The organism is Chitinophaga sp. HK235, from assembly GCF_018255755.1.
Taxonomy (GTDB): domain Bacteria; phylum Bacteroidota; class Bacteroidia; order Chitinophagales; family Chitinophagaceae; genus Chitinophaga.
Genome location: NZ_CP073766.1, coordinates 59,730 through 80,764, shown reverse-complemented (window position 1 = coordinate 80,764; position 21,035 = coordinate 59,730). Strand labels below are relative to the sequence as shown.

The following is a 21,035-nucleotide window of genomic DNA, read 5'->3' as shown; positions in this document are numbered from 1 at the left end:
ATTATGAACGGACAGCCCGGCCGGTAAGGCCGATGAATACATCTTCGAGCGTGATTTTACCTTTACGGGAAACACTGATCACATCCGGATCATGACGATGCGCGGCTATCAGCGCCTCCGGTGTATCGATGGCGATCACCTGGCCATGGTCGATGATGGCGATACGATCGCATACCGCTTCTGCTTCTTCCATGGAGTGAGTGGTAAGGAGAACAGCATGACCTTTAGCCCTGATAGCTTCTATACGGTCCCACAGCAGCCGCCTCGACTGCGGGTCCAGTCCGGTGGTAGGCTCATCGAGCAGCACCAGTTTAGGATCATGAATAGTGGAGATCACCAGTGATACGCGCTGCTGTTGCCCGCCGGACAACTGCCCGAAACGTTTGCTTGCCGAATCCTGCAGATTGATTTCCTTCAGCTTTTCCTGCACCTGCGCTGCTGTCAGCTCCAGCCCGTAAATACCGGCAAACAACCGGATGATTTCCGATACATTTAATTCCGCCTGAAAACTGGTAGATTGTAATTGCACGCCCATGTTGGCTTTAGCGTGACGGGGTTGTTCCAGGACACTGTAGCCTGCTACGGAGATACGTCCGCCCTGTGGCTTTAATAAACCTTCTACGGCACTTAATGTACTCGTTTTGCCGGCGCCGTTAGGTCCCAACAGCCCAAAAATTTCTCCGGGCTGCACAGTAAAAGAAATACTTTTCACTGCCTGAAAAGGGCCATAGGAAACGCTCAGCTGGTCTACCTCCAGGATAGGCCTTTGTTGATCACTCATTGCTGATTTGATTTTGGATGAATGTAATAATCACAATGATACTAAAACCAACAAAAGGCTTTACTGGAAATAAGGCAAAGGGCATATCTGTATCGGTAAAGAACATTCTTTTACCGGTAAAATCATGCTGCCATGATCCACCATACACCCGTATGTCCGTTTATGGATAACCGTTAGTTCAGAGGGATACCAGCTGGCGGCGCAGGGCTTCCAGCACCATACCAGTACGGCTTTGTACATTCAGTTTGTGGAACAGTATTTCCCGGTAGCCGTCTACCGTTCTCTCAGAAACATTCATCTTTTGTGCGATAGCTTTATAGGTAAGGTCGCTGCAGGCCAGGCTGAGAAACTCTCTTTCCCTTTCAGTGATGGCCTCTGTTTGTTCTGCCTGCAGAATCAGCCGGCGGTAGTTGACATTGGAGGCATCGTTGTGGTAGTAGCCGGAATCATGTATTTCACACAGTGCTTTTTCCAGTTCCACCGGGTGGATGTCTTTGAGCAGATAGGCGCAGCAGCCGGCTTTGAGCATGGTAATGATGGTGTTGTCATTTTCTTTCATGGACAATGCGGCGATGCGTATGCCGGGATATTCTTTCTGCAGCAGGGCGGTGGCTTTGGGGCCATCCATAACGGGCATGTTTACGTCGAGCAGTACGATATCAGGAGGAGCAGACAATCTGGCGATTTTATCAAGCAGCTCTTTTCCATTGACTGCTTCGGCTACAATACTAAAGCCTTGAAAGCCCGCTATCAGCAGGCTGAGTGATTTGAGGAATAACTGATGGTCGTCAGCGATGGCAATTTTGATGTTCATAACTAGTTTTGTTCAACGGGTAATTTTATCAACACAGCGGTTCCTCCTGCATCCGTAACTTCCCAGTTGATAGTTCCTCCCAGTAGTTGGGTACGGTGTTGCATGTTCCGGATGCCCATACCGGTGGCAGACATACCGGCTTTGTCGAAACCGGCACCGTCGTCGGCAATGATCAGTAATAAAACCTTATTGGCTATACGAATACTGATATCGATCACCTGCGGACGGGCATGTTTCATACAGTTTTGTATGGCCTCCTGTATAATGCGGAACAGGATGATCTGCGGTTCCGCCTGTAGCGGCAGTTCTGCCAGTTCGTGGGTAAGCTTCACCTCTATAGCGCGGCTGGCGTTGATACGGGCCACTTCGCCCTTCAGGTTGTCAATCAGGCTGAACTGGTCCAGCCACTGACGGCTGAACGATTTTGAAAGCGCGCGCAGGTGATGAATGGCAGTACTGAGGGTCTCTTCCGCGATCTTCAGTGTTTCCGGTGCTTCGGTCAGGTTACGCTGGGTAACATTAATCAATAATTTGGTGCTGGTTAACAACTGGCCTATATCATCATGCAGCTCCTGCCCCAGATGGGCAAAGGTTTCTTCCTGCATTTCAATCTGGGACCACATCAATTGTTTATCATACTCTTCTTTCATTAATTTAAGCTGATGAAGGTAAGCCTGTTGTTTTTTCTTATAGTTGATGACTGCCGCCACCACTACCAGTCCCATAATAGTAAATAGTAAGGTAATGAGTACGACAGCTACGAAGAAATCCTGTTTGACCGGAAGCATATGATGCTTTTTATCAGCATAATATACAACAGGTAATTGGATAATGAATTTAAAATTGCAAAAAGCTGTTTTGCCGACCGTGCATCACTGGCCAATAAAAGGTTGTAAAAGCCATTGACACACATAGAACCGGCGAAATAAAAGAAAAAGGCCAGGGTAAGCCAGAAATCTGGGTGCCGGAATATAGATGCCTCACTGTTTGGGGTGATAGAAAAAAAGGACAAAAGGCACCAGCATATGACGAGGAAACTCTCAATGGTGATATTAATACCAGGGAAATAACGCCATCCGTTAAAACCAAAACTATATACAAGTGACACCGCTCCGAATACGAATATTGAAATCCACATCAGTAACCGCCATCGCTCGTCTTTGATCCCTGATCGCAAAATGATTGTTATGAGACTATATTCCAGCACCACAAAAAAGTGGTAGACAATAAAGAAACGGTCACCGCGCTTTCCGATCAGCTCTACCACTACTTCTGATAATATCGACACTGCCAGCAATACCGCCAGGGGCTTCACCTGCGTATATTGCAGGTGAAACAGGCTGATTGCAAAACAAAGCAGCAACATCACATAATATCCATAGATCCAGGCGTTCATCGGCGCAGCAAAACTTTTTTAATTAATTACTTTAAATCTTCCGGTGTAGCGGCTCCAAACGGATGCCCGCTGACTTTGAGAGCAGCAAACAAAGCTTCCAGTGGCTGGTTTTTTTCACCACCATTACCTCTTTCTTCTGCTCCCGGATCTCCAGGACCATCCCAGAATTTACCAGCCTGGGCTTTTTCCATCAACGCATCATAACCGATTGGCTTGCGGTTGATGTCCAACCCATGCGCCAACAGACTGATTTTTTCGTCTGCATCCGGAATAGCAAAATTGAAGCGAACATACTCACAACCCTGCTGGCCGAGCAACCTGAAGAGAGAGGCCTTGCTGAATTCAATACCGTACACTCCCTGGAAAAAATCTTTTACCTCATCATTGTTCTTAAGGTAATTGAAAAAATGATATAACATTCCGTAAAAAGCACTCACTGTGACAGGCATTCCCGAAGTATTCGGATTACCGGTAAAAGGCATGTGGGAGTTGATAGGTATGGTAGTATCTTTAAGATACCCCTGGTTATCAGCGGTGTAACCGGTGACCATCATTTTGTCGCTCATGTTATTGTATTTAGTTTAAGGCAAATATTCAACTTTTTTCTTATGCCTTATACCGGGGTTTTCCCCGGGGTGTCTACCGGGATAATTCCTACAGAAAGCTAAATTAAAACAGATATAGATATAATATAATGTAAATATTTATTTTATGGGAGATGGGATGGTTGATTTTTATATTCAGATTGACCGATATAAAATACCAGCAGTGGTATCACAACAGGTGACACCACATAAAAAATATCCGGGTGGCGCCTCCGCCACCACATGCTATAGCTACAACTTCAGCAGCCCCGATTTGTACAGCGTATTCACCGGCTTATTGTCCCAGAACAACTCAAAATCCTCCAGGCCCGCCGCCTCATAACTATCCTTCACCTCCTGCAGCGTAAGTATTTTGGAGTTGGACACCTTCGCCTCGTTCAGCAGCTTCGCCAGCCATTCGCCCTGTGAAGGCGCCACACTGATATTCATTTTTTCCTTCTTGTTCTGGAAAGTAAAAGAAGACACTTCCCAGGTACTACCCTTTTTGGATTTGGTGATCGTTTCTACCACAGGCTGTTTGCCCAGGTATACAATCCTCGAGGTAGGCTTCACCGTGCCACCTTCTTCTTCCAGCAACGCCTTACTGATGAAATCCGGTGCTACAGCCGTTTTGGGGACCTTAAACTCAAACCATTTGGATAATGGATAGTCCAGGCAGTTGCCATGCATATAATTGAGCAGGGACTTTTTCAGTCCGTAGCTGAAGCTCTCGTGATCGGCACCGGTAGGATCGATATGCATGATATCATTGTTGGCAAAGGTGCCGGTTTCTTCTGTTTCCTTTTGCACCTTAAATTTAGCCGGGTCCTTCCCTACCGGGCTGTGTGCCGTCATGGTAAACTGGTGCCAGAACGCGGATTGTAAGATACCTGCTTCAAACATCTGCCGCACCATTTCCAGCGAATCGATGGTCTCCTGTGCCGTCTGTGTCGGGAAGCCATACATCAGGTAAGCATGAACCATGATACCTGCTTCTGTAAAGTGACGGTTCACCCTTGCTACCTGGGCTACAGTGATACCTTTCTGAATCAGGCCCAGCAGGCGGTCAGATGCCACTTCCAGCCCACCAGACACCGCAATGCAGCCGGAAGCCTTGAGCAGCAGACAGAGATCGCGGGTAAAACTTTTTTCGAAACGGATATTGGTCCACCAGGTGACGGTGAGTTTGCGCCGGATGATTTCCAGCGCCAGGGCCCGCATCAATGCAGGGGGCGCAGCTTCGTCCACAAAGTGAAAGCCGTTCTCCCCGGTTTGGGCTATGATGGTCTCCATACGGTCGCACAACAGGGATGCGGCTATGGGCTCATATACACGGATATAATCCAGTGAGATATCACAGAAAGTACATTTACCCCAATAGCAGCCATGCGCCATGGTCAGCTTGTTCCAGCGGCCATCGCTCCAGAGGCTGTGCATGGGGTTTACTACTTCTATAGCAGACACGTAATGGTCCAGCAGCAGATCGCTGTAGTCGGGCGTGCCTACCTGGCTCTGCTTGTAATCATGGCAGGACGGATTGTTGATATAGATCACTTTTCCATCCTCGAGCAGGAACGTGCGTTTCAGATCCGCTACGTTTTTCTCGCCATTGATGAAAGCCACCAGGGCTTCCATGGGAGCTTCTCCATCATCAAGGGTAATAAAATCGATAAACTCAAACACACGGGGATCGCTGAGTGACCGCAGCTCCGTATTCGGGAAACCACCACCCATGGCTATTTTCACCTGCGGATAATGTTGTTTGATCCACTGCCCGCAGCGAAAAGCGGCATACAGGTTGCCCGGGAAAGGCACCGAAATAGCCACCATGGCAGGTTGTATGCTTTCCATCCTTTCAGCCAGCAGGTCTGTCAGGATATGATCAATATAAGTATACCCTTCATGCAGGGCATCATACAATTCATCAAAAGAGTTGGCAGAGCGGCTCAGGCGTTCTGCATAACGGCTGAAGCCAAAATGCGGGTCCACACATTCCATGATCAGGTCCGACAGGTCTTCCAGATACATGGTGGCCAGATGTTTGGCCCTGTCCTGCATGCCCATGGAGCCGAAAGCCCAGTGCAGATCATCCAGCTGCGCAAAGCGCGATGCTTCGGGTAAAAAATCCCGCTTGCTGATCTGATGCGCCAGCGTAGGGTTTTTCCCTTGTAAAAACAGGATCACCGCATCGATGGTATTCACATAATCCTCCTGCAAAGCAATGATCCTTGCTGCATTTTCAGACAAGGTGGTAGCCGGCGGCTCAGCCTCAATGCTGGCAAACAACTGCTGTAATCCCTGTCTGGAAAATAATGCCAGCGTCACTTCTATGCCCAGGTCTGCCTGAAAGGCTTTGATCCCTTTGGTATTCAGGAACCCTTTCAGGTAAGCAGTTGCCGGATAAGGCGTATTCAGCTGTGTAAATGGCGGCGTTATTAAAAAAACAGAATTATTCAAGTCAGATTGTTTAAACCGCAAAAATAGGTCATATTAATGAAAGATAGCAGGATTGCGGTTGTACGCCCTGAAAGCAATTAGTCTACAAAAATTATAGACTTTTATTTGGAAATGTAAAAAGCCGCTCCTATCTTTGCTTCACCACCAACAACAAAGCCACCAATCATTAATTTACACACCCACTATTTCCGGGAAGCCCATAAATTAATTAGCATGAAACCGCTTGTTTTATCCTTCCGATGTTGATGCTCTCCTGATGATACAGGAACAGGACAAATGGCGTATAGCCGGTTCCGTTAATTTCTTGATTTTTTGATTTCTTGATTTAGGGATTTAAAATGCAACGAAGATCACGTTGTCTAATCTCTGCTGCATTTTAAATCCCTAAATCAAAAAATCCAGAAATCCCTAAATGTCCCGCGCATCTTTTTCTTCAACCAAAAAAAACATAACACCATGAAAACACATAAGTCATTACTGATGACCGGTCTCCTCTCTGTATCCCTGTGGGGGAGCGCTGCTGCCGGCAACCCTGAAAAACCTTTTGTAAAAGAAGGCGTCTGGAGAGGTGTGTTTACCCTCAGCGAATCCAGTGTGCCATTTAACTTCGAACTGAAAGGGAAAGACCCTGAACATGCCGTATTTACACTGATTAATGGCACCCGCCGCGATGATTTTCATGTACAACGTGTCGGCCGTGATTCTTTGTTTATTAAAATGAACACCTACGATGCCGCGCTGGTGGCCCATATAGAAAGTGATGGAAAAATCACCGGTGAATATCGAAGCCTGGTGCCCAACTTCCGCGGCAATGCACTACCCTTTTACGCAGAATACGGCCAGGACTACCGCTTTGCACCACCTGGCACGGAAGAAGCACCCAAATATGATATCAGCGGTAAATGGGACCTCTCTATCTACAGCAAAGAGCCCACGCCCAATCGTGTAGGACTGCTTAAACAACAGGGCAACAAACTAACAGGTGTCGTCCTCTCGGTAGTAGGCGACAGCCGTGAGCTGGAAGGTACCGTCCATGGCGATGAATTTGAATTGTCTGGCTTCACCGGCCCAAGCCCCATCTACATCAAGGGAAAAATCAATGATGATAAATCACTCACCGGAGAACTAAGTCTGGGCATCTACAACAATATCAAATTCGATGGTAATAAAAATGCTGCCATAGAACTACCGGACCCGTATAAACTGACTTATCTCAAAGAAGGATATAAAAAACTGGACTTTACACTGCCCGATCTCAACGGCAAAAATGTATCGCTCAGCGATGAGAAATACAAAGGCAAAGTGGTAATTGTGGAAATCATCGGCACCTGGTGTCCCAACTGTACCGATCAGACTTCCTTCCTCTCACCCTGGTTCAATAAAAACAAAGACAGAGGCGTAGAAGCGATCGCAGTAGGATTTGAACAAAAAGACGACCTGGAATATGCCCGTTACACACTGGGTAAATTAAAAGACAAATACAACATTCAATATGATATTCTTTTTGGTGGCATTGCTGATAAGAAAGTGGCGTCAGAGAAGTTTCCGGCGCTCAACCGCATGATGGCGTTTCCAACCACCATCATTATAGACCGTAAAGGAGAAGTAAGACAGATACATACCGGTTATACCGGAGAAATCACCGGCCAATACTATCAGGACTATGTGGCGCGGTGGAACAGGGATCTGGACGCACTTATTGCAGAAAAATAAAATTTAACAGTTTTTTTCCGCTTTGCGCAAACGCTTCTCCGTAAATTCAAATTACTTTGCAGCAAAATTTTAAACACACACTCATATGCAACGATTAGTATCCTTGGTATTCATGGGAAGCGCCATCATACTGATGTCTTTGACCTCTCCTGCAACTGCCGGCAATAAAGAAAAAGCTGCCCGCGCTGTCACTACTAAAAAAGCTACTACCTACCAGGTAGACAAAAACCAGAGCAAACTGAACTGGGTAGGCAAAAAAGTAACCGGCCAGCATAGCGGCACTATCAACGTAGCCGACGGTAAACTGGATGTTGAAAACAATGTACTGAAAGGCGGTAGCTTCAGCCTCGACACCCGCAGCATCGCTGTTACCGACATCAAAGATGCCGATGGTAACGCCAAACTGCTGGGTCACCTGAAAAGCGAAGACTTTTTTGGTGTAGAGAAATTCCCATCTGCCAATTTTGTGATCACCAAAGTAACACCTAAAGGCGCTGGTAAATACGATATCACCGGTAACCTGACCATTAAAGGTATTACCAACCCGATCACTTTCCCGGCTACAGTAGCTGTTGCAGGTAACAAACTGACAGCCAAAGCGGATCTTAAGGTAGACCGTACCAAATACAACATTAAATACGGTTCTAAAAACTTCTTTGAGGGTATTGGTGATAAAGCCATCTACGACGATTTCGATCTCGCAGTGGAGTTAGTAGCCAACGCTCAATAAACTAAACCATCCATTCTCTGCTACCCCGATTAGTTCCTGGGGAGAACAGGTAACATTGCCTGTTCTCCCGGGAATGACAACCAAATCTCTCCCACCAACCCTTTTTCTGCTTTTTTTTATTTAACTGTCTGATGATCGGAGGCGTAGCAACATGCTGCGTTACAGCCCTTCTTTTCTCTTAAAATAAGTTCGATGCCCGCTAAAAAAATGATATTCATTTTATTGGGCGTACTATGCCTGTACGCCATCCTGGCCGGTTTCCGGACAGGCAACAGCGCTCCTCCCACCAGGGCACAACTGGGAGAAAAACTGTTCTTTGAACCCTTGCTGTCAAAAGACCTGAGTATCAGTTGTGCCTCCTGTCACCAGCCACAACATGGCTTTGCGGATACTGCTGCCTTCAGTCTGGGTATTCATCATACACCTACCAAAAGGAATACACCCGGTATCACCAACCTCTCCGGGCGACCCAGCTATTTCTGGGATGGCCGTGCGCCTACCCTGGAAGCTCAGGCACTGCAGCCCATCATCAACCCCGACGAAATGGGGCTGCCCATCGAAGAAGCAGTACAGCGGCTCAATGCCAATGACAGCTACCGGCATTTATTCGAACAGGTGTTTAACGGGCCGGCCACAGCCACCAATATCACCCAGGCGCTGGCTGCCTACGAAAAAACACTGGAAACGGCCAACAGTCCCTATGACCGCTACATTGCCGGTGATGAGAACGCGCTAACGGTACCGGCTAAACGAGGAAGACTATTGTTTATCGGAAAAGCCAATTGCAACAACTGTCATTCCGGGGAAGACTTTACCGCCGACCGGTTTAAAAACATCGGTCTGTATAACGGTACCACACTCCCCGACCCTGGCCGCTATGAAGCGACCAAAGACAGCACCCACAAAGGATTTTTTAAAGTTCCCGGCCTGCGTAATGTAGCGGTTACTGCCCCCTACATGCATAACGGCATGTTTAAAACCCTCCGGGAAGTGATTATCTATTACAACAACCCCAACGTCATCGTACCCGATGGTATTGGCAGGGACCTCTCCCTGAACAAACCACTCAACCTGAGCGAACAGGAGATACAGGACCTGGAAGCCTTCCTGGTAGCCCTGACAGATGATCGTTTTGCTCAACGACCTTAACCATCAACCAACCAGCGCATGAAAAAATTTATACTCACTATCACCGCTCCCTTACTGTTCTCCGGCTTGTCGGCGCAGATCAGGCATGTCACCGACACCACCAGACAACTGGGAGAAATACAAATAGTTGGCTCCAGAAGCGCCGACCGTACCAAACTCAATTCACCGGTACCGGTAGATATCATCGATATAAAGTCGTTGCAACAGTCCGCCCCGCAAACCAGTATTACGCAGCTGCTGCAATACATTGCTCCTTCTTTTCACTCCATCAACGGCAGCAATGCCGGTGATGCCGGTTCTGCACTGAACCTGGCCCAGCTCAGAGGCCTCGGCGTAGACCAGCTGCTGGTGCTGGTCAATGGCAAACGACGCCACAAGAGTGCAAACGTCAACTGGGGCGGTCTGGGCAACGGCGCTACCGGCTATGATCTCAATGCCATCCCCGTCAGCGCCATAGACCGCATAGAAATACTCCGCGATGGCGCTGCTGCCCAATACGGTTCAGACGCCATCGCCGGTGTCATCAACATCGTACTGAAAAAACAGACTGACCATATCCTGGTGAACACCACCGCCACCACACGACGTAGAGGCGACGGCGTTAGTACCCGCACCGGCGTCAACTATGGCACCAAAATAGGACAGCAAGGTGGTTACCTCAACGTAAGCGCCGAATTCGCCACCCAGGCCATCGCCCTGCAACCCGGCCGCGACGATGCCGGCCTGTACAATGGTCCTGTTTATGGCGGTGGCGCCAACACCAGAGGCTACGACGCCATCTATACAAAAGATATCGACGACGCTATCCTGAAAAGCCGGGGCATAGACCGCCACTTCTTCGACCAGCGCGGTGCCGGCTCCAACAAAGCCAAAGATGCCCTCCTCTTTTTTAACACTGCCATTCCGGTAAAAGAACAGGTAGAAGTATATGCTTTCGGTGGCATCAGCCGCCGTAATTCCCAGTTCACCGCCGTATACCGCCTGCCCGGATGGACAGAACGCAACAACACCACACTCTATCCCGACGGCTTCCTACCCGCCATGGACAATGGTATCACCGATAAGTCGCTGGCCATCGGCATAAAAGGAAAAGTGAATCAATGGAACATCGATCTGTCCAATGTATATGGCAAAAATGATTTCAGCAACATCATCAGCAATTCACTGAATGCCAGCCTGGGCGCCAAAAGCCCCACCACCTTCAACGCCGGCAGCTACAATGGCTCGCAGAACACGGCCAGCCTCGATATCAGCCGGCACATTGCTGGTATATTGCATGGCCTCAACGTAGCCTTTGGTGCACAGTACCGCACAGAAACCTACCAGATCATCGCGGGCGAAGAAGCCTCCTATATCAAAGGAGACCTGCAGACTATCTACCGGATTGATACCAGCGTGGCAGGCGTGCCTTATCTCAGCAATGCCGGACTGCTGGCCCTCAACGGCCTCTCTCCCGGATCACAGATACATGCCGGGTTCCGGCCGTCCAACGAGGTGAATGTAAGCCGCGCCATCGTGGCTGGGTATATAGACCTGGAAGCCAAAATCACTGCACAATGGCTGGTATCAGCAGCGCTACGAGCCGAAAACTTCTCCGACTTCGGCAACGTAACAACCGGTAAAATAGCCACCCGATATAGTTTCGCTCCCTGGTTCAACATAAGGGCCTCGGCCAACACCGGCTTCCGTGCACCCGATCTGGCACAGTTCTATTACACCGAAACTTCTACCAGCTTCCAGCAGGGCCGCGCCATCGATCAGGTAACGGCCTCCAATAAAAGCGCAGCCACCCGTGCACTGGGCATCCCATCCCTCACGCCGGAACGCTCTACCGGATATACAGCCGGCATCACCTCGCAACCCGTGCCCAATGCGGAACTGACAGCCGATGCCTATTATGTAAAAATCAATAATCGTGTAGGCAACACCGGTAACTTCTCCTCCAACGACAATAACCTTCCGCCCGATGTACGTGCTTTGCTGCTGCAAACCGGTACCACACAGGCTAAGTTTTTTTATAACGCCTTCAGCACCCGCACCACCGGGATAGAGTTCACCGGCAGCTATCGTTTTCCACTGGGCCATGGCAGCCTGCAACTGCTGGCTGGCGGCAACTTCGTAAAAAATGAAGTCACCGGTATCAATACACCCAAAGGACTCGAACAATACAAGTATGTTATCTTCAGTGAAGCAGAAAGAGCCAGGGTTACTACCAATATTCCCGGTCAGAAAATTACACTGCAGGGCGCCTGGAGCACGCCTGTATGGTCGTTGCTGCTGCGTACCGTTTACTTCGGCCCGGTTACCACAGCTACCGCGCAGAATGCTAATTTTCCCAAACCGGACTATTACTTTCAGGAGCTGAAACCCATACTGGTAACCGACCTCTCTGCCGGATATTTCTTCAGCCCCAAAATACAACTGACAATAGGCGTCAACAATGTGTTCAATACACTGGGCGACTACACCGACCCTGCCATCTCCGGCCTTCGTAACCCTACCATAGTAGGTATACAAAACGGCAGCGCAGGCATACAGCCATTCATCAGGCTCTATGGCAAATTCTGATCATCTACCTAAAACAGTACACATGAAACCGCATCTACCCATTCTGCTAATACTGGCCCTGAGTGCCTGCTCCAAAAGCGATTATCTCGACATCAACGGAACAGACAGGCCTCCGCTCAATGCTTATATCAGTTTTGTCAATGCCCGTACTGTACCCACCGGTATTCAGTTCTGGACATTTACCAGGCAAATCACAACTACAGCAGTGGGCATCAACCAGGCCTCTCCCTATCTGCCCACCACTTACGGCAACGTACAGATCAACTTCACCGAAGGCAGCGGCACCAGTTACAAAGCCTCCCGGCAGTTTGGTAACAGTGCCGCCTATACGGAAACAGGTGGGCCCAATGGACCTATTCCGGATTATTATCATACGGTATTTGCGGCCAGCAAAAAATATGACCGCAGTAAGGATACCCTGGTACTTTTTTATGATGATCTGCGCAGCGCGCCGGCCGGAAAAGCCAAGCTACGCTTTGTACATTTCGCCTGGGGAATTGGCGATGTACAGGTAAAACTGCGTCAGCATAACAACGAAGTCGTATTGTTTCAAAAGGTGGGTTATGCGAGCGCCGGCGGGAGTAATCCTGCCGGTGCCGCTTATGAAATTGGTCCGTTTACTAACGTAGACGCCGGTACGATTTCATTAACCATCAGCGCCAACGGACAAACAATTGATATTCCTGCTTTGTCGGGGCTTCAGTTGGAAGCCGGGAAAGCCTATACGGTATTGTTCCATGGGGCGCTGAATGAAAAAGATATTCCCGGCGCAAGCCTGATATCGCATCAATAACGGTGGTTATGGCATGATCTGTTTCATCAGGGCTGCATTGTCCCAGAAGAGCGTTTCTGCTATCATCTTACCGTCCTTCCACTCCCCTACGGTACACATCTGCAGTTTGAATTTTTTGCCGGTAGGTGGAATCGATTTGCCACCGCTGCCAGGCATCGGTTGAGAGAAAGTGCCTTCCATAACTCCCACCACGCAGGTGTATTTACCACTGCCAAATTTAATAGGATGGCTTACAATGCGGGTATCAGGTGCAAACACAAACATGGGTTTCAGTTCGCTGATATGAGTGGGAATGCCGGTAGTCTGATGCCCGTCGGGATAGGTGACTACAATGTTGCTGGCATGGCTGAGCTGGAGGCTGTCCCATTGCTGGTGACTATAAAAATCGAAGTCCAGCGAGTCGAAGCGCGTCAGGTAGGTGTTGATTTCTTGCTGGTTTTGCTCAAACTGGTTCAGTTTGGCCTGGAGGGAATCTGCTTTGGCTTTCCAGTCGCCGCTATTATTGACGGGGTTTGAACAGGAAGCATACACAACGAGCGCCAGGGCGCCCACGCCTAAAATGAAAGTGAACTTTTTCATGGTCTGGTAGCTTTGAGTGATTAGACTTACACTACAGCCGGGACCAGGAAAAAGTTCACCTTTTAATATTTTAGAACTTCACACTGCCGCCCAGTGTCAGCCATCTGCCGGGCATGGGCACGGCGCCGGCCTCCACGTAGGTCACGTCCAGCAGGTTATTGGCATCCACATATAACTGATAGCGTTTTTGCTGATAAGCAATACGGGCATCCACTACCGTATAGTCTTTATAGTTAATACGCATATTATAACGCGCCGATGCCGATACCATAAAATGATGCAGCAACGCTGCTCTCACATTGGCTGTCACCTGATGGCGCAGACTTTCTATCACGTAGCGGGATATCTTTTGATTGTTATCATCTCCTTTAAAGGAAGGTGACAGGTAGTTGTAACCCGCATTGGCAGCAAAGCTGTTGAACACGCCAGATGCAAAGGTCGTAGCATATCCTGTCTGCAGGGTAAACCCTTTGGTATCTGCACGCTGGAAGTTCTGCGGCTGCCAGGGCTGTGGCAGGCTGTCTTTTACATAGTCGATAAAGTCTGATATCTGGCGGTAAAACACACTGCCGGAATAGGAGAATTTACCACTGTATTTACGCAGACCTGCTTCCATATAGGTTGCTTTTTCTGCGCCCAGCAGGGCGTTGCCCATAATTGCCTTGCTTTTGTAAAACAGGTCGGTATAAGTGGGCAGCCGTTGAGCCGTACCCACATTGGCATACAGCTTCAGGTCTGAAGTGATGTTATACCCTACGTCAGCTCCCGGAAAGAACTGCCATCCATAGGCAGAGTTGTAGTTTAAATAACCACCCAGGGTGAAGTTGAAACGTTTGTCTGTTTTACTTTTGAACTCTCCATAGATGCCCAGGTTGGTACGTTCATGAATACCCAGGTTGTTGCTGTTGATCGCTTCATAGCGGGCTTCTGCGCCTGCACCGAAAGAACCGATGCCGGTCTCGAAACGGTTGTTCAGCTCTACGTCTACAATATTATTATCATGCAGATTGGCACCAGCTTTATTCTGTTTCACATACAGGTACTCGTCTTCCGTAAAGCGGTAACTTACCCTGGGTGTCATCTCCCAGCCTTTGCGGACCTGGATCTTGTCACTAACGGCCGCGAGGAAGGTTTTCACGTTTTCTTCCGATTCCTTGTCACCGGGAGCGGCATAGAAACCGTTGGCACCATAGCTGTTTTTCACAAAACCGGCCAGCGTCTGTACCTGATGAGCAGCTGATGGCTGAAAACTGCCCTGATAAAAGGCCCGGTAGTTGTCATAAGCCGTATTGTAACGATAGCCATTGCCACTGTTGGCACTCAGCGACAGGGACTGCGCGCTGGAACCGGATACCAGAGAACCCGTGGCACCGATGCCATAGCCATTGTACAGTTTATTGTTTTCATCTTTTTTAAAGCTGCTGCCCACATTGGCATTGACCACCGCACCGGTTTCCTTCGCCTGGCGGGTGATAATGTTGATGGCACCATTGAGCGCATTGATGCCATACACTCTGGCAGCCGCACCACGCAGCACCTCTATATGGTCTACATCTGCCAGGGAGATCGGCAGGTTCATGATATTATGTCCTGTCTGCGGATCAGTGATTTTGATACCGTTCAGCAGCACCAGTGTCTGATCGAAGGTACCGCCATCAATACCGATATCAGCCTGAATACCACCGGGGCCACGCTGGCGTACGTCCAGGCCGGGCACAAAGGCCAGCACTTCATTGATGGAAGTCACTGCCATGGCATCGATCTGTTTGCGACTGATGATGGTAATATTGCGGTTAGCAGCCTTCAGCGGGCCTGCCAGCCTGTTTTCCTGCACAATCACCTCATCGAGGCTTTTGGAACTCATGGTGTCCGGGCGTTGTTGTGCGGCTACCTGGCCGCCCATGCCCAACAGCAGGAACATCCATAATTTACGGTCTGCAATTGTTATGCGCATCCTTTTGTTTAAATTGGTCAAAGCGGCGCAAATGTACAGAATTTATCTTTCCCAGGGCTGAAGCCCTGGGCTATAGTTGGAGATGTTATTTAACCTTTACCAGCAGCTTGCAGATATCAACCGTAATTTTTATCTTACTTCTACTACATACCATCAAAATCTATATATGAAATTCCACGTATATCTGTTTATCCTACTGCTAGGCAGTAGTTATCCCTTTCAGCTCTATGGCAGACAACTACCTGTCAATCCGGCCTTGCTAAAGGGCGGCTGGACGGCCTCCTGGATCACCAGTCCGGGCATCGCGCAGCGGGCCTATGGTATCTATCATTTCCGCAAAACCATCTCCCTGGACACAAAACCCTCCCGCTTTATCGTGCACCTGAGCGCCGACAACCGCTACCGCTTTTTTGTAAACGGGAAGGCCGTATGCAGTGGTCCGGCCAGAGGTGATCTTTACAACTGGTACTACGAAACGGTGGATATTGCCCCTTACCTGCAGACAGGAAACAATACTCTGGCTGCTCTGGTATGGAACATGGGGGAACATGCCCCGGTGGCACAGGTGTCCAATCAAACCGGCTGGCTGCTGCAGGGTGATACGGAAGCAGAAAAAATCGTCAACACCGGCAACAGCTGGAAGGTATATAACGATTCCGCCTATACGCCCTGTTCACTCGATAACGGCGCCAGAATGCGCAGTTATATGGTCATTGGCCCCGGCGATCATGTGAAGGGCAGTGCTTATCCCTGGGGCTGGGAACAACCGGGTTACAACGATGCCGGCTGGCATACCGCCCAGCCTGTCACCCACCCTGTACCAGCCGGGCAGGGCACCGACAACCTCTGGACGCTGGTGCCCCGCAGCATCCCGCTGATGGAGGAAATTCCGGAAAGAATGGGGCTGGTACGCCGCAGCAGCGGTATCACTCCTGCCCCCTCCTGGCCGCGGGAACAAACATCCCTCACCATTCCCGCTCATACCACCACCTCCATACTGATAGATCAGACCTATAACACCAGCGCCTATCCGCAGCTCACCGTCTCCGGCGGCAAAGGCAGCAGCATTCGTCTCACCTATGCGGAAGCACTCTTCCGCAACCACCAGAAAGCCAACCGCAATCAGGTGGAAGGCATGGAGATCCAGGGCAACTACGATATCTTCGAGCCCGATGGCGGCCGACAGCGGACCTTCCGGCCACTGTGGTTCCGTACCTATCGGTATGTTCAACTGGACATCAGCACCAGCGACGAACCGCTGCAGATCGACGACCTCTATGGCATGCGTACCGGCTATCCATTTGAAGAAAAAGCCACTTTCAGCAGCAACGACACCAGCCTCACCACCATCTGGAAGACCGGTTGGCGCACAGCGCGCCTTTGCGCAGGAGAAACCTACTTTGACTGTCCCTACTACGAACAACTGCAATATGAAGGAGATACCCGTATCCAGTCGCTTATCTCCCTCTATGTGGCCGGCGACGATCGGCTGATGCGGAAAGCCATCCACGACTTTTACTGTTCACGCGTGCCGGAAGGGCTTACCCAGGGCCGTTATCCCAGTAGCCGCCTTCAGGTGATACCACCTTTCTCCCTCTATTGGGTATCCATGCTATACGACTACTGGATGCACCGGAAAGATGATGCCTTCCTCCGGCAATACCTGGTGGCTGCCAGCGGGGTACTACACTGGTACGAACAACATATTGACCGCAGCCGCATGATGCTCGGGCCTATGCCCTGGTGGGGCTTCACCGACTGGAATACCGCCTGGCCGGGCGGTGTGCCCGATGGTGCCACCAACGGACATTCAACCGTCATTACACTGCAATACGCCTATACCCTGCAACAGGCCGCCGCACTCTTTGCAGGCTTCGGAAAAACGGCCGAAGCACAGCAATACCGGCAGCTGGCACAACAACTGACACAAAGCGTTTACCGCCAGTGCTTCGATGCAGCCGGTAACAAAATGGCCAACACACCTGACAAAAACACTTTCAGCCAGCATGCCGGCATCATGGCTGTGCTGGCGGGTGCCATCCCGGCCAGCAAAGAACAATCCGTATTACGCACGCTGCTCTTCGACACCACGCTCAGCCAGGCTACTTTCTACTATCGTTTTTATCTCAACCAGGCACTTAAAAAAGCAGGCATGGCCAATCAATACTATGGTCAGTTGCAGCCCTGGCGTGATATGCTGGCGATGGGACTCACCACTTTCGCGGAAAACCCTGAGCCTACCCGCTCCGACTGTCATGCCTGGAGTGCCAGTCCCAACTATGATTTCCTTGCCACCATCTGTGGTATCATGCCTGCGCAACCCGGCTTCACCAGCGTAAAAATAGCACCGGCGCCCGGAGCGCTGCAACAGGTAAAGGGTTCGATGCCTCATCCGTTAGGAGAAATAACGGTATCGCTTATACGTAAAGGAACACATGGCATCAGCGCTACTATTACGCTGCCACAGGGACTTTCGGGGACTTTTGTTTGGGAAGGGAAAGAGAAGACATTACACGGAGGAAAACAGGAGATATCTTTTTGAGGAAGAAGATGGATGAATATCTCTAAAAGAGATTAAAAACAATTCGGCTGTAAACCTTATCCATTAAGATTTACAGCCGAATTCAGTTCAGTAATATTAAAACAAGGTAATGAAAGAATCGTCTTCCACGATCTGCTCCAGACGGGAACCCAGTGCTCTTTTCTGCGCCCAGTAAACACTACCGCCCATGCTGATACGTTTTACGCCCAGGGCAGCCAGTTCACTGAAGGCAGGCAGTTCTTTCATGGACATCACGTTCAGGGGTAATGCAGTGGCACCCACTACTGCGCGGATGTCTGCAGGTTCTTTGATAAAAGGAACAAAGAAGCTGTCGGCGCCGGCTTCTTCGTATAACCGTGCCCGTTTGAATGTCTCTTCGAGTTTGCCAGGTACATCCAGCAGGAAAGTATCCGTGCGGGCGTTGATGAACAGCTGTTTTCCCTTTTTGGCCAGGTGTTCTTTGATGGCTGTCAGTTTGCTGACAAAGTCTTCTGCCGGCAGCAGGGTCCTACTGGCTGATGCAGAAGAGTCTTCCAGGTTGACACCCACTACCCCTGCTTCTACCAGCAGATCTATATTGGCCAGCAGGCCTTCGATGCTATTGCTGTAACCGGCTTCTATGTCGGCAGATACCGGCACGTCCACACATTGTACGATACGTCGTACCACATGAAACAGCTCAGGGAAGGAAATATTTTCACCATCAGCATATCCTAATGTATCAGCAATAGCGGAGCTGGAGGTAGCAATGGCTTTGAGGCCTTTTTCCTGCATGGTACGGGCACTCGCTACGTTCCAGGCGTTGCCCAGCAGCAAGGGTGTGTCCTGATGATGCAGGCTTTTGAATTTTTCGAAAACAGACATATAGTGATTATTGATGGTTTACATGGAATGTACCGGAGATGACCGTCACGGCTTCACCTTGCAGCAATACCCGGTCGTTTTGCAAAATAACGGTCAGCTCTCCTCCCCTGGCAGAAGCCTGGTAGGCGCTGAAGGAAGTCTTACCCAATTTGTCGGCCCAGTAAGGTGCCAGGCCACAATGGGCCGACCCCGTAACCGGATCTTCCAACACGCCCAGGGGTACAGCAAAGTACCGGGATACGAAGTCATAGGGACTGCCTTCATCACCACGCGCAGTGATCACTACCCGGTAGGATTCCAGCAGGTGAAAATCAGGAACAAACGCCACTACCGCATCTGCCGAAGGCAATTCTATGATATAACGGTCATGGCTATACACCGCATTAACATAGTTGTTGGCAAAAAGTTGCCGTAAGGCGGTTGGCAGCACGACCGGTTCATAACTGCGTGCGGGGAAGTTAAGTTCTATGCGGTTATCTTTACTGGCAGCCGTCAGCAGGCCGCTATGGCGGGTATGAAAATGCAGGGTGGAGCCAGGTGTTTCCAGGCCGTTAGTCCAGAGCACATGGGCGCTGGCGAGGGTAGCATGGCCACAAAGCGCTATCTCAACGGTGGGTGTAAACCACCGCAGGCTGTAACCATCCTGCTGCCGCAGGAGAAAAGCTGTTTCCGAAAGGTTGTTCTCTGCCGCGATGGCCCGCATGGTTTCATCTGTCAGCGGCCCTTCCAGCAGACATACACCGGCAGGGTTTCCGCAGAATGCTTTATTGGTAAAGGCATCTACCTGAAAGAAACGAATATTCATTTCGTGGTGAATTGATTCCCCACAAAATTGAGATAAATACCCCGGCCAAAACAGATACAGTTTTATCTTTTTTGACCATATCAGATTGATCCGTTAAATCCGGTAACAAACCGCATTGATATTCATGCCCGCGCCCACAGAAGCAAACATGATCAGATCACCCGGATGCAGCTGATGTTCCGGCAGCTGACCTTTGGAGACCATATCAAACAAGGTGGGAATAGTGGCCACGGAGCTGTTGCCCAGCTCGTGGATATTCATAGGCATAACGGTTTCCAGGCTCGGTGTGATACCATAAAGTTTGTAAAATGCTTTTACAATCGCTTCATCCAGTTTTTCATTGGCCTGGTGGATGAATATTTTCTTCAGCTGGCTGATATCTTCTCCGGTAGCGTCGAAACAGGACTTCATGGCTTCCGGCACATGTTTCAGCGCAAACTCGTATACTCTGCGGCCCTGCATCTTTACATAATTGATACCACTGGTCTCTTCGGGGTCGTTGGAAGGGCCTACATTGATGTAGTTCAGTTCATTGATGGCAAACGTCTGTGCTGCCACCGACAGGATGCCTGTCTCACCAGCATTACCTTCTGCAGCTTCCAGCACCATAGCACCGGCACCGTCACTGAAAATCATGCTGTCGCGGTCGTGGGGGTCCAGTACACGGCTTAACACTTCCACGCCCACTACTAGGCAACGTTTTGCTACGCCGGCACGGATAAAGGCATGTGCCTGAATCACGCCCTGCAGCCAGCCAGGACAGCCAAATAAGATATCATAGGCCACACAGGACGGGTTGCGGATCCCCAACTGATGTTTTACACGGGCTGCCAATGCAGGCACGGCATCTGACTGTACAGAGCCCCGTACCACATCTCCGAAGTTGTGTGCTACGATAAGCTGGTCTATGGTTTCCGGATCGATACCTGCATCACGTAGTGCCAGCCCGGCAGCGATGGCGGCAATACCAGAAGTACACTGGTCATCTGTTACATAACGGCGTTCACTGATACCGGTGATCTGTTCGAATTTATCGATGATATCCTGACCGGGAGCAGTGATGCGCTCCTTCTGCGCATCATAAAAGCGGTTGTTAACAAAGTCTTTGTTGGGCTTTGCTTGTGCAGGAATATAACTGCCTGATCCCTTGATAGTGGTGCTGATCTTGTTCAAAATGTGCGGTTTAGGTGATAGTAAAATTGGATAGGTACATCCTTGCATGCATTATATGACCATCCGATTTCAGGTCGGATGACAGGGTTACGGATAGTATGCAGCAATTTAATATTGTCGGCTTAGTCCGGCT

At 49.7% G+C, this 21,035-nt stretch carries 17 protein-coding genes; 6 read left to right on the top strand and 11 right to left on the bottom strand.

Annotated features, from left to right (window positions below):
- Position 1 precedes the first annotated feature (1 nt).
- The 6 genes from KD145_RS00370 to KD145_RS00345 all read right to left on the bottom strand — a co-directional run bounded on the left by KD145_RS00370 (position 2) and on the right by KD145_RS00345 (position 6,032).
- A complete protein-coding gene (locus KD145_RS00370) occupies positions 2-781 on the bottom strand; it encodes an ABC transporter ATP-binding protein (RefSeq protein WP_212003954.1) in 780 nt (259 codons plus the stop codon).
- A gap of 178 nt (positions 782-959) precedes the next feature.
- Positions 960-1,595 (bottom strand): response regulator transcription factor, encoded by a 636-nt coding sequence (locus KD145_RS00365; protein WP_212003953.1) that lies wholly within the window; start codon positions 1,593-1,595, stop codon positions 960-962.
- 2 nt (positions 1,596-1,597) lie between these two features.
- A complete protein-coding gene (locus KD145_RS00360) occupies positions 1,598-2,383 on the bottom strand; it encodes a sensor histidine kinase (RefSeq protein ID WP_212003952.1) in 786 nt (261 codons plus the stop codon).
- Positions 2,353-2,991: a hypothetical protein gene (locus KD145_RS00355; protein WP_212003951.1), complete on the bottom strand. Its 639-nt coding sequence runs from the start codon at positions 2,989-2,991 to the stop codon at positions 2,353-2,355. Before KD145_RS00355 ends, KD145_RS00360 begins: the two co-directional genes overlap by 31 nt.
- Positions 2,992-3,017: 26 nt before the next feature.
- Entirely contained in the window at positions 3,018-3,557 is a 540-nt protein-coding gene (locus tag KD145_RS00350) for a hypothetical protein (RefSeq protein WP_212003950.1), read from the bottom strand.
- 270 nt (positions 3,558-3,827) lie between these two features.
- Positions 3,828-6,032 (bottom strand): radical SAM protein, encoded by a 2,205-nt coding sequence (locus tag KD145_RS00345; RefSeq protein WP_212003949.1) that lies wholly within the window; start codon positions 6,030-6,032, stop codon positions 3,828-3,830.
- Positions 6,033-6,488: 456 nt separating this feature from the next.
- On the opposite strand from KD145_RS00345, the gene KD145_RS00340 reads away from it, so the two are divergent.
- The 5 genes from KD145_RS00340 to KD145_RS00320 all read left to right on the top strand — a co-directional run bounded on the left by KD145_RS00340 (position 6,489) and on the right by KD145_RS00320 (position 12,985).
- Positions 6,489-7,745, top strand: coding sequence for a peroxiredoxin (locus KD145_RS00340; protein WP_212003948.1), 1,257 nt, complete (start codon positions 6,489-6,491; stop codon positions 7,743-7,745).
- Between the two features lie 85 nt (positions 7,746-7,830).
- Positions 7,831-8,475 carry a YceI family protein gene (locus tag KD145_RS00335; RefSeq protein ID WP_212003947.1) on the top strand — a complete coding sequence of 215 codons (645 nt, stop codon included), beginning with the start codon at positions 7,831-7,833 and terminating at the stop codon, positions 8,473-8,475.
- Positions 8,476-8,667: 192 nt separating this feature from the next.
- The gene (locus tag KD145_RS00330) at positions 8,668-9,624 is read left to right on the top strand and encodes a cytochrome-c peroxidase (RefSeq protein ID WP_249219691.1); all 957 of its coding nucleotides are present in this window, start codon (positions 8,668-8,670) and stop codon (positions 9,622-9,624) included.
- An 18-nt stretch (positions 9,625-9,642) separates the two neighbouring features.
- Positions 9,643-12,192 (top strand): TonB-dependent siderophore receptor, encoded by a 2,550-nt coding sequence (locus tag KD145_RS00325; RefSeq protein WP_212003946.1) that lies wholly within the window; start codon positions 9,643-9,645, stop codon positions 12,190-12,192.
- A gap of 22 nt (positions 12,193-12,214) precedes the next feature.
- Complete coding sequence (locus tag KD145_RS00320; RefSeq protein ID WP_212003945.1) at positions 12,215-12,985, top strand: DUF4397 domain-containing protein; 771 nt, start codon at positions 12,215-12,217, stop codon at positions 12,983-12,985.
- A 6-nt stretch (positions 12,986-12,991) separates the two neighbouring features.
- Here the strand turns inward: KD145_RS00320 and KD145_RS00315 are convergent, their stop codons facing one another.
- Together KD145_RS00315 and KD145_RS00310 are read right to left on the bottom strand one after the other, a co-directional pair.
- Positions 12,992-13,564, bottom strand: a complete 573-nt coding sequence (locus tag KD145_RS00315) for an ester cyclase (RefSeq protein WP_212003944.1) — start codon at positions 13,562-13,564, stop codon at positions 12,992-12,994.
- A gap of 70 nt (positions 13,565-13,634) precedes the next feature.
- Entirely contained in the window at positions 13,635-15,518 is a 1,884-nt protein-coding gene (locus KD145_RS00310; RefSeq protein ID WP_212003943.1) for a TonB-dependent siderophore receptor, read from the bottom strand.
- Positions 15,519-15,684: 166 nt separating this feature from the next.
- Here KD145_RS00310 and KD145_RS00305 point away from each other — a divergent pair, with 166 nt between their 5' ends.
- A complete protein-coding gene (locus tag KD145_RS00305; RefSeq protein ID WP_212003942.1) occupies positions 15,685-18,060 on the top strand; it encodes a family 78 glycoside hydrolase catalytic domain in 2,376 nt (791 codons plus the stop codon).
- Between the two features lie 96 nt (positions 18,061-18,156).
- On the opposite strand, the gene KD145_RS00300 is transcribed toward KD145_RS00305, so the two are convergent.
- The 3 genes from KD145_RS00300 to KD145_RS00290 form a co-directional block, all read right to left on the bottom strand.
- Entirely contained in the window at positions 18,157-18,924 is a 768-nt protein-coding gene (locus KD145_RS00300; protein ID WP_212003941.1) for an isocitrate lyase/phosphoenolpyruvate mutase family protein, read from the bottom strand.
- 7 nt (positions 18,925-18,931) lie between these two features.
- Entirely contained in the window at positions 18,932-19,729 is a 798-nt protein-coding gene (locus KD145_RS00295) for a PhzF family phenazine biosynthesis protein (protein WP_212003940.1), read from the bottom strand.
- Between the two features lie 93 nt (positions 19,730-19,822).
- A complete protein-coding gene (locus KD145_RS00290; RefSeq protein ID WP_249219690.1) occupies positions 19,823-20,902 on the bottom strand; it encodes a 3-oxoacyl-ACP synthase III family protein in 1,080 nt (359 codons plus the stop codon).
- Positions 20,903-21,035 lie beyond the last annotated feature (133 nt).

Coding starts and splice junctions, on each gene's coding strand:
- KD145_RS00310 (WP_212003943.1), bottom strand. CDS start 15,518: ATGCGCATAACAATTGCAGACCGTAAATTATGGATGTTCCTGCTGTTG.
- KD145_RS00335 (WP_212003947.1), top strand. CDS start 7,831: ATGCAACGATTAGTATCCTTGGTATTCATGGGAAGCGCCATCATACTG.
- KD145_RS00350 (WP_212003950.1), bottom strand. CDS start 3,557: ATGAGCGACAAAATGATGGTCACCGGTTACACCGCTGATAACCAGGGG.
- KD145_RS00305 (WP_212003942.1), top strand. CDS start 15,685: ATGAAATTCCACGTATATCTGTTTATCCTACTGCTAGGCAGTAGTTAT.
- KD145_RS00370 (WP_212003954.1), bottom strand. CDS start 781: ATGAGTGATCAACAAAGGCCTATCCTGGAGGTAGACCAGCTGAGCGTT.
- KD145_RS00330 (WP_249219691.1), top strand. CDS start 8,668: ATGCCCGCTAAAAAAATGATATTCATTTTATTGGGCGTACTATGCCTG.
- KD145_RS00295 (WP_212003940.1), bottom strand. CDS start 19,729: ATGAATATTCGTTTCTTTCAGGTAGATGCCTTTACCAATAAAGCATTC.
- KD145_RS00355 (WP_212003951.1), bottom strand. CDS start 2,991: ATGAACGCCTGGATCTATGGATATTATGTGATGTTGCTGCTTTGTTTT.
- KD145_RS00360 (WP_212003952.1), bottom strand. CDS start 2,383: ATGCTTCCGGTCAAACAGGATTTCTTCGTAGCTGTCGTACTCATTACC.
- KD145_RS00300 (WP_212003941.1), bottom strand. CDS start 18,924: ATGTCTGTTTTCGAAAAATTCAAAAGCCTGCATCATCAGGACACACCC.
- KD145_RS00325 (WP_212003946.1), top strand. CDS start 9,643: ATGAAAAAATTTATACTCACTATCACCGCTCCCTTACTGTTCTCCGGC.
- KD145_RS00320 (WP_212003945.1), top strand. CDS start 12,215: ATGAAACCGCATCTACCCATTCTGCTAATACTGGCCCTGAGTGCCTGC.
- KD145_RS00365 (WP_212003953.1), bottom strand. CDS start 1,595: ATGAACATCAAAATTGCCATCGCTGACGACCATCAGTTATTCCTCAAA.
- KD145_RS00340 (WP_212003948.1), top strand. CDS start 6,489: ATGAAAACACATAAGTCATTACTGATGACCGGTCTCCTCTCTGTATCC.
- KD145_RS00315 (WP_212003944.1), bottom strand. CDS start 13,564: ATGAAAAAGTTCACTTTCATTTTAGGCGTGGGCGCCCTGGCGCTCGTT.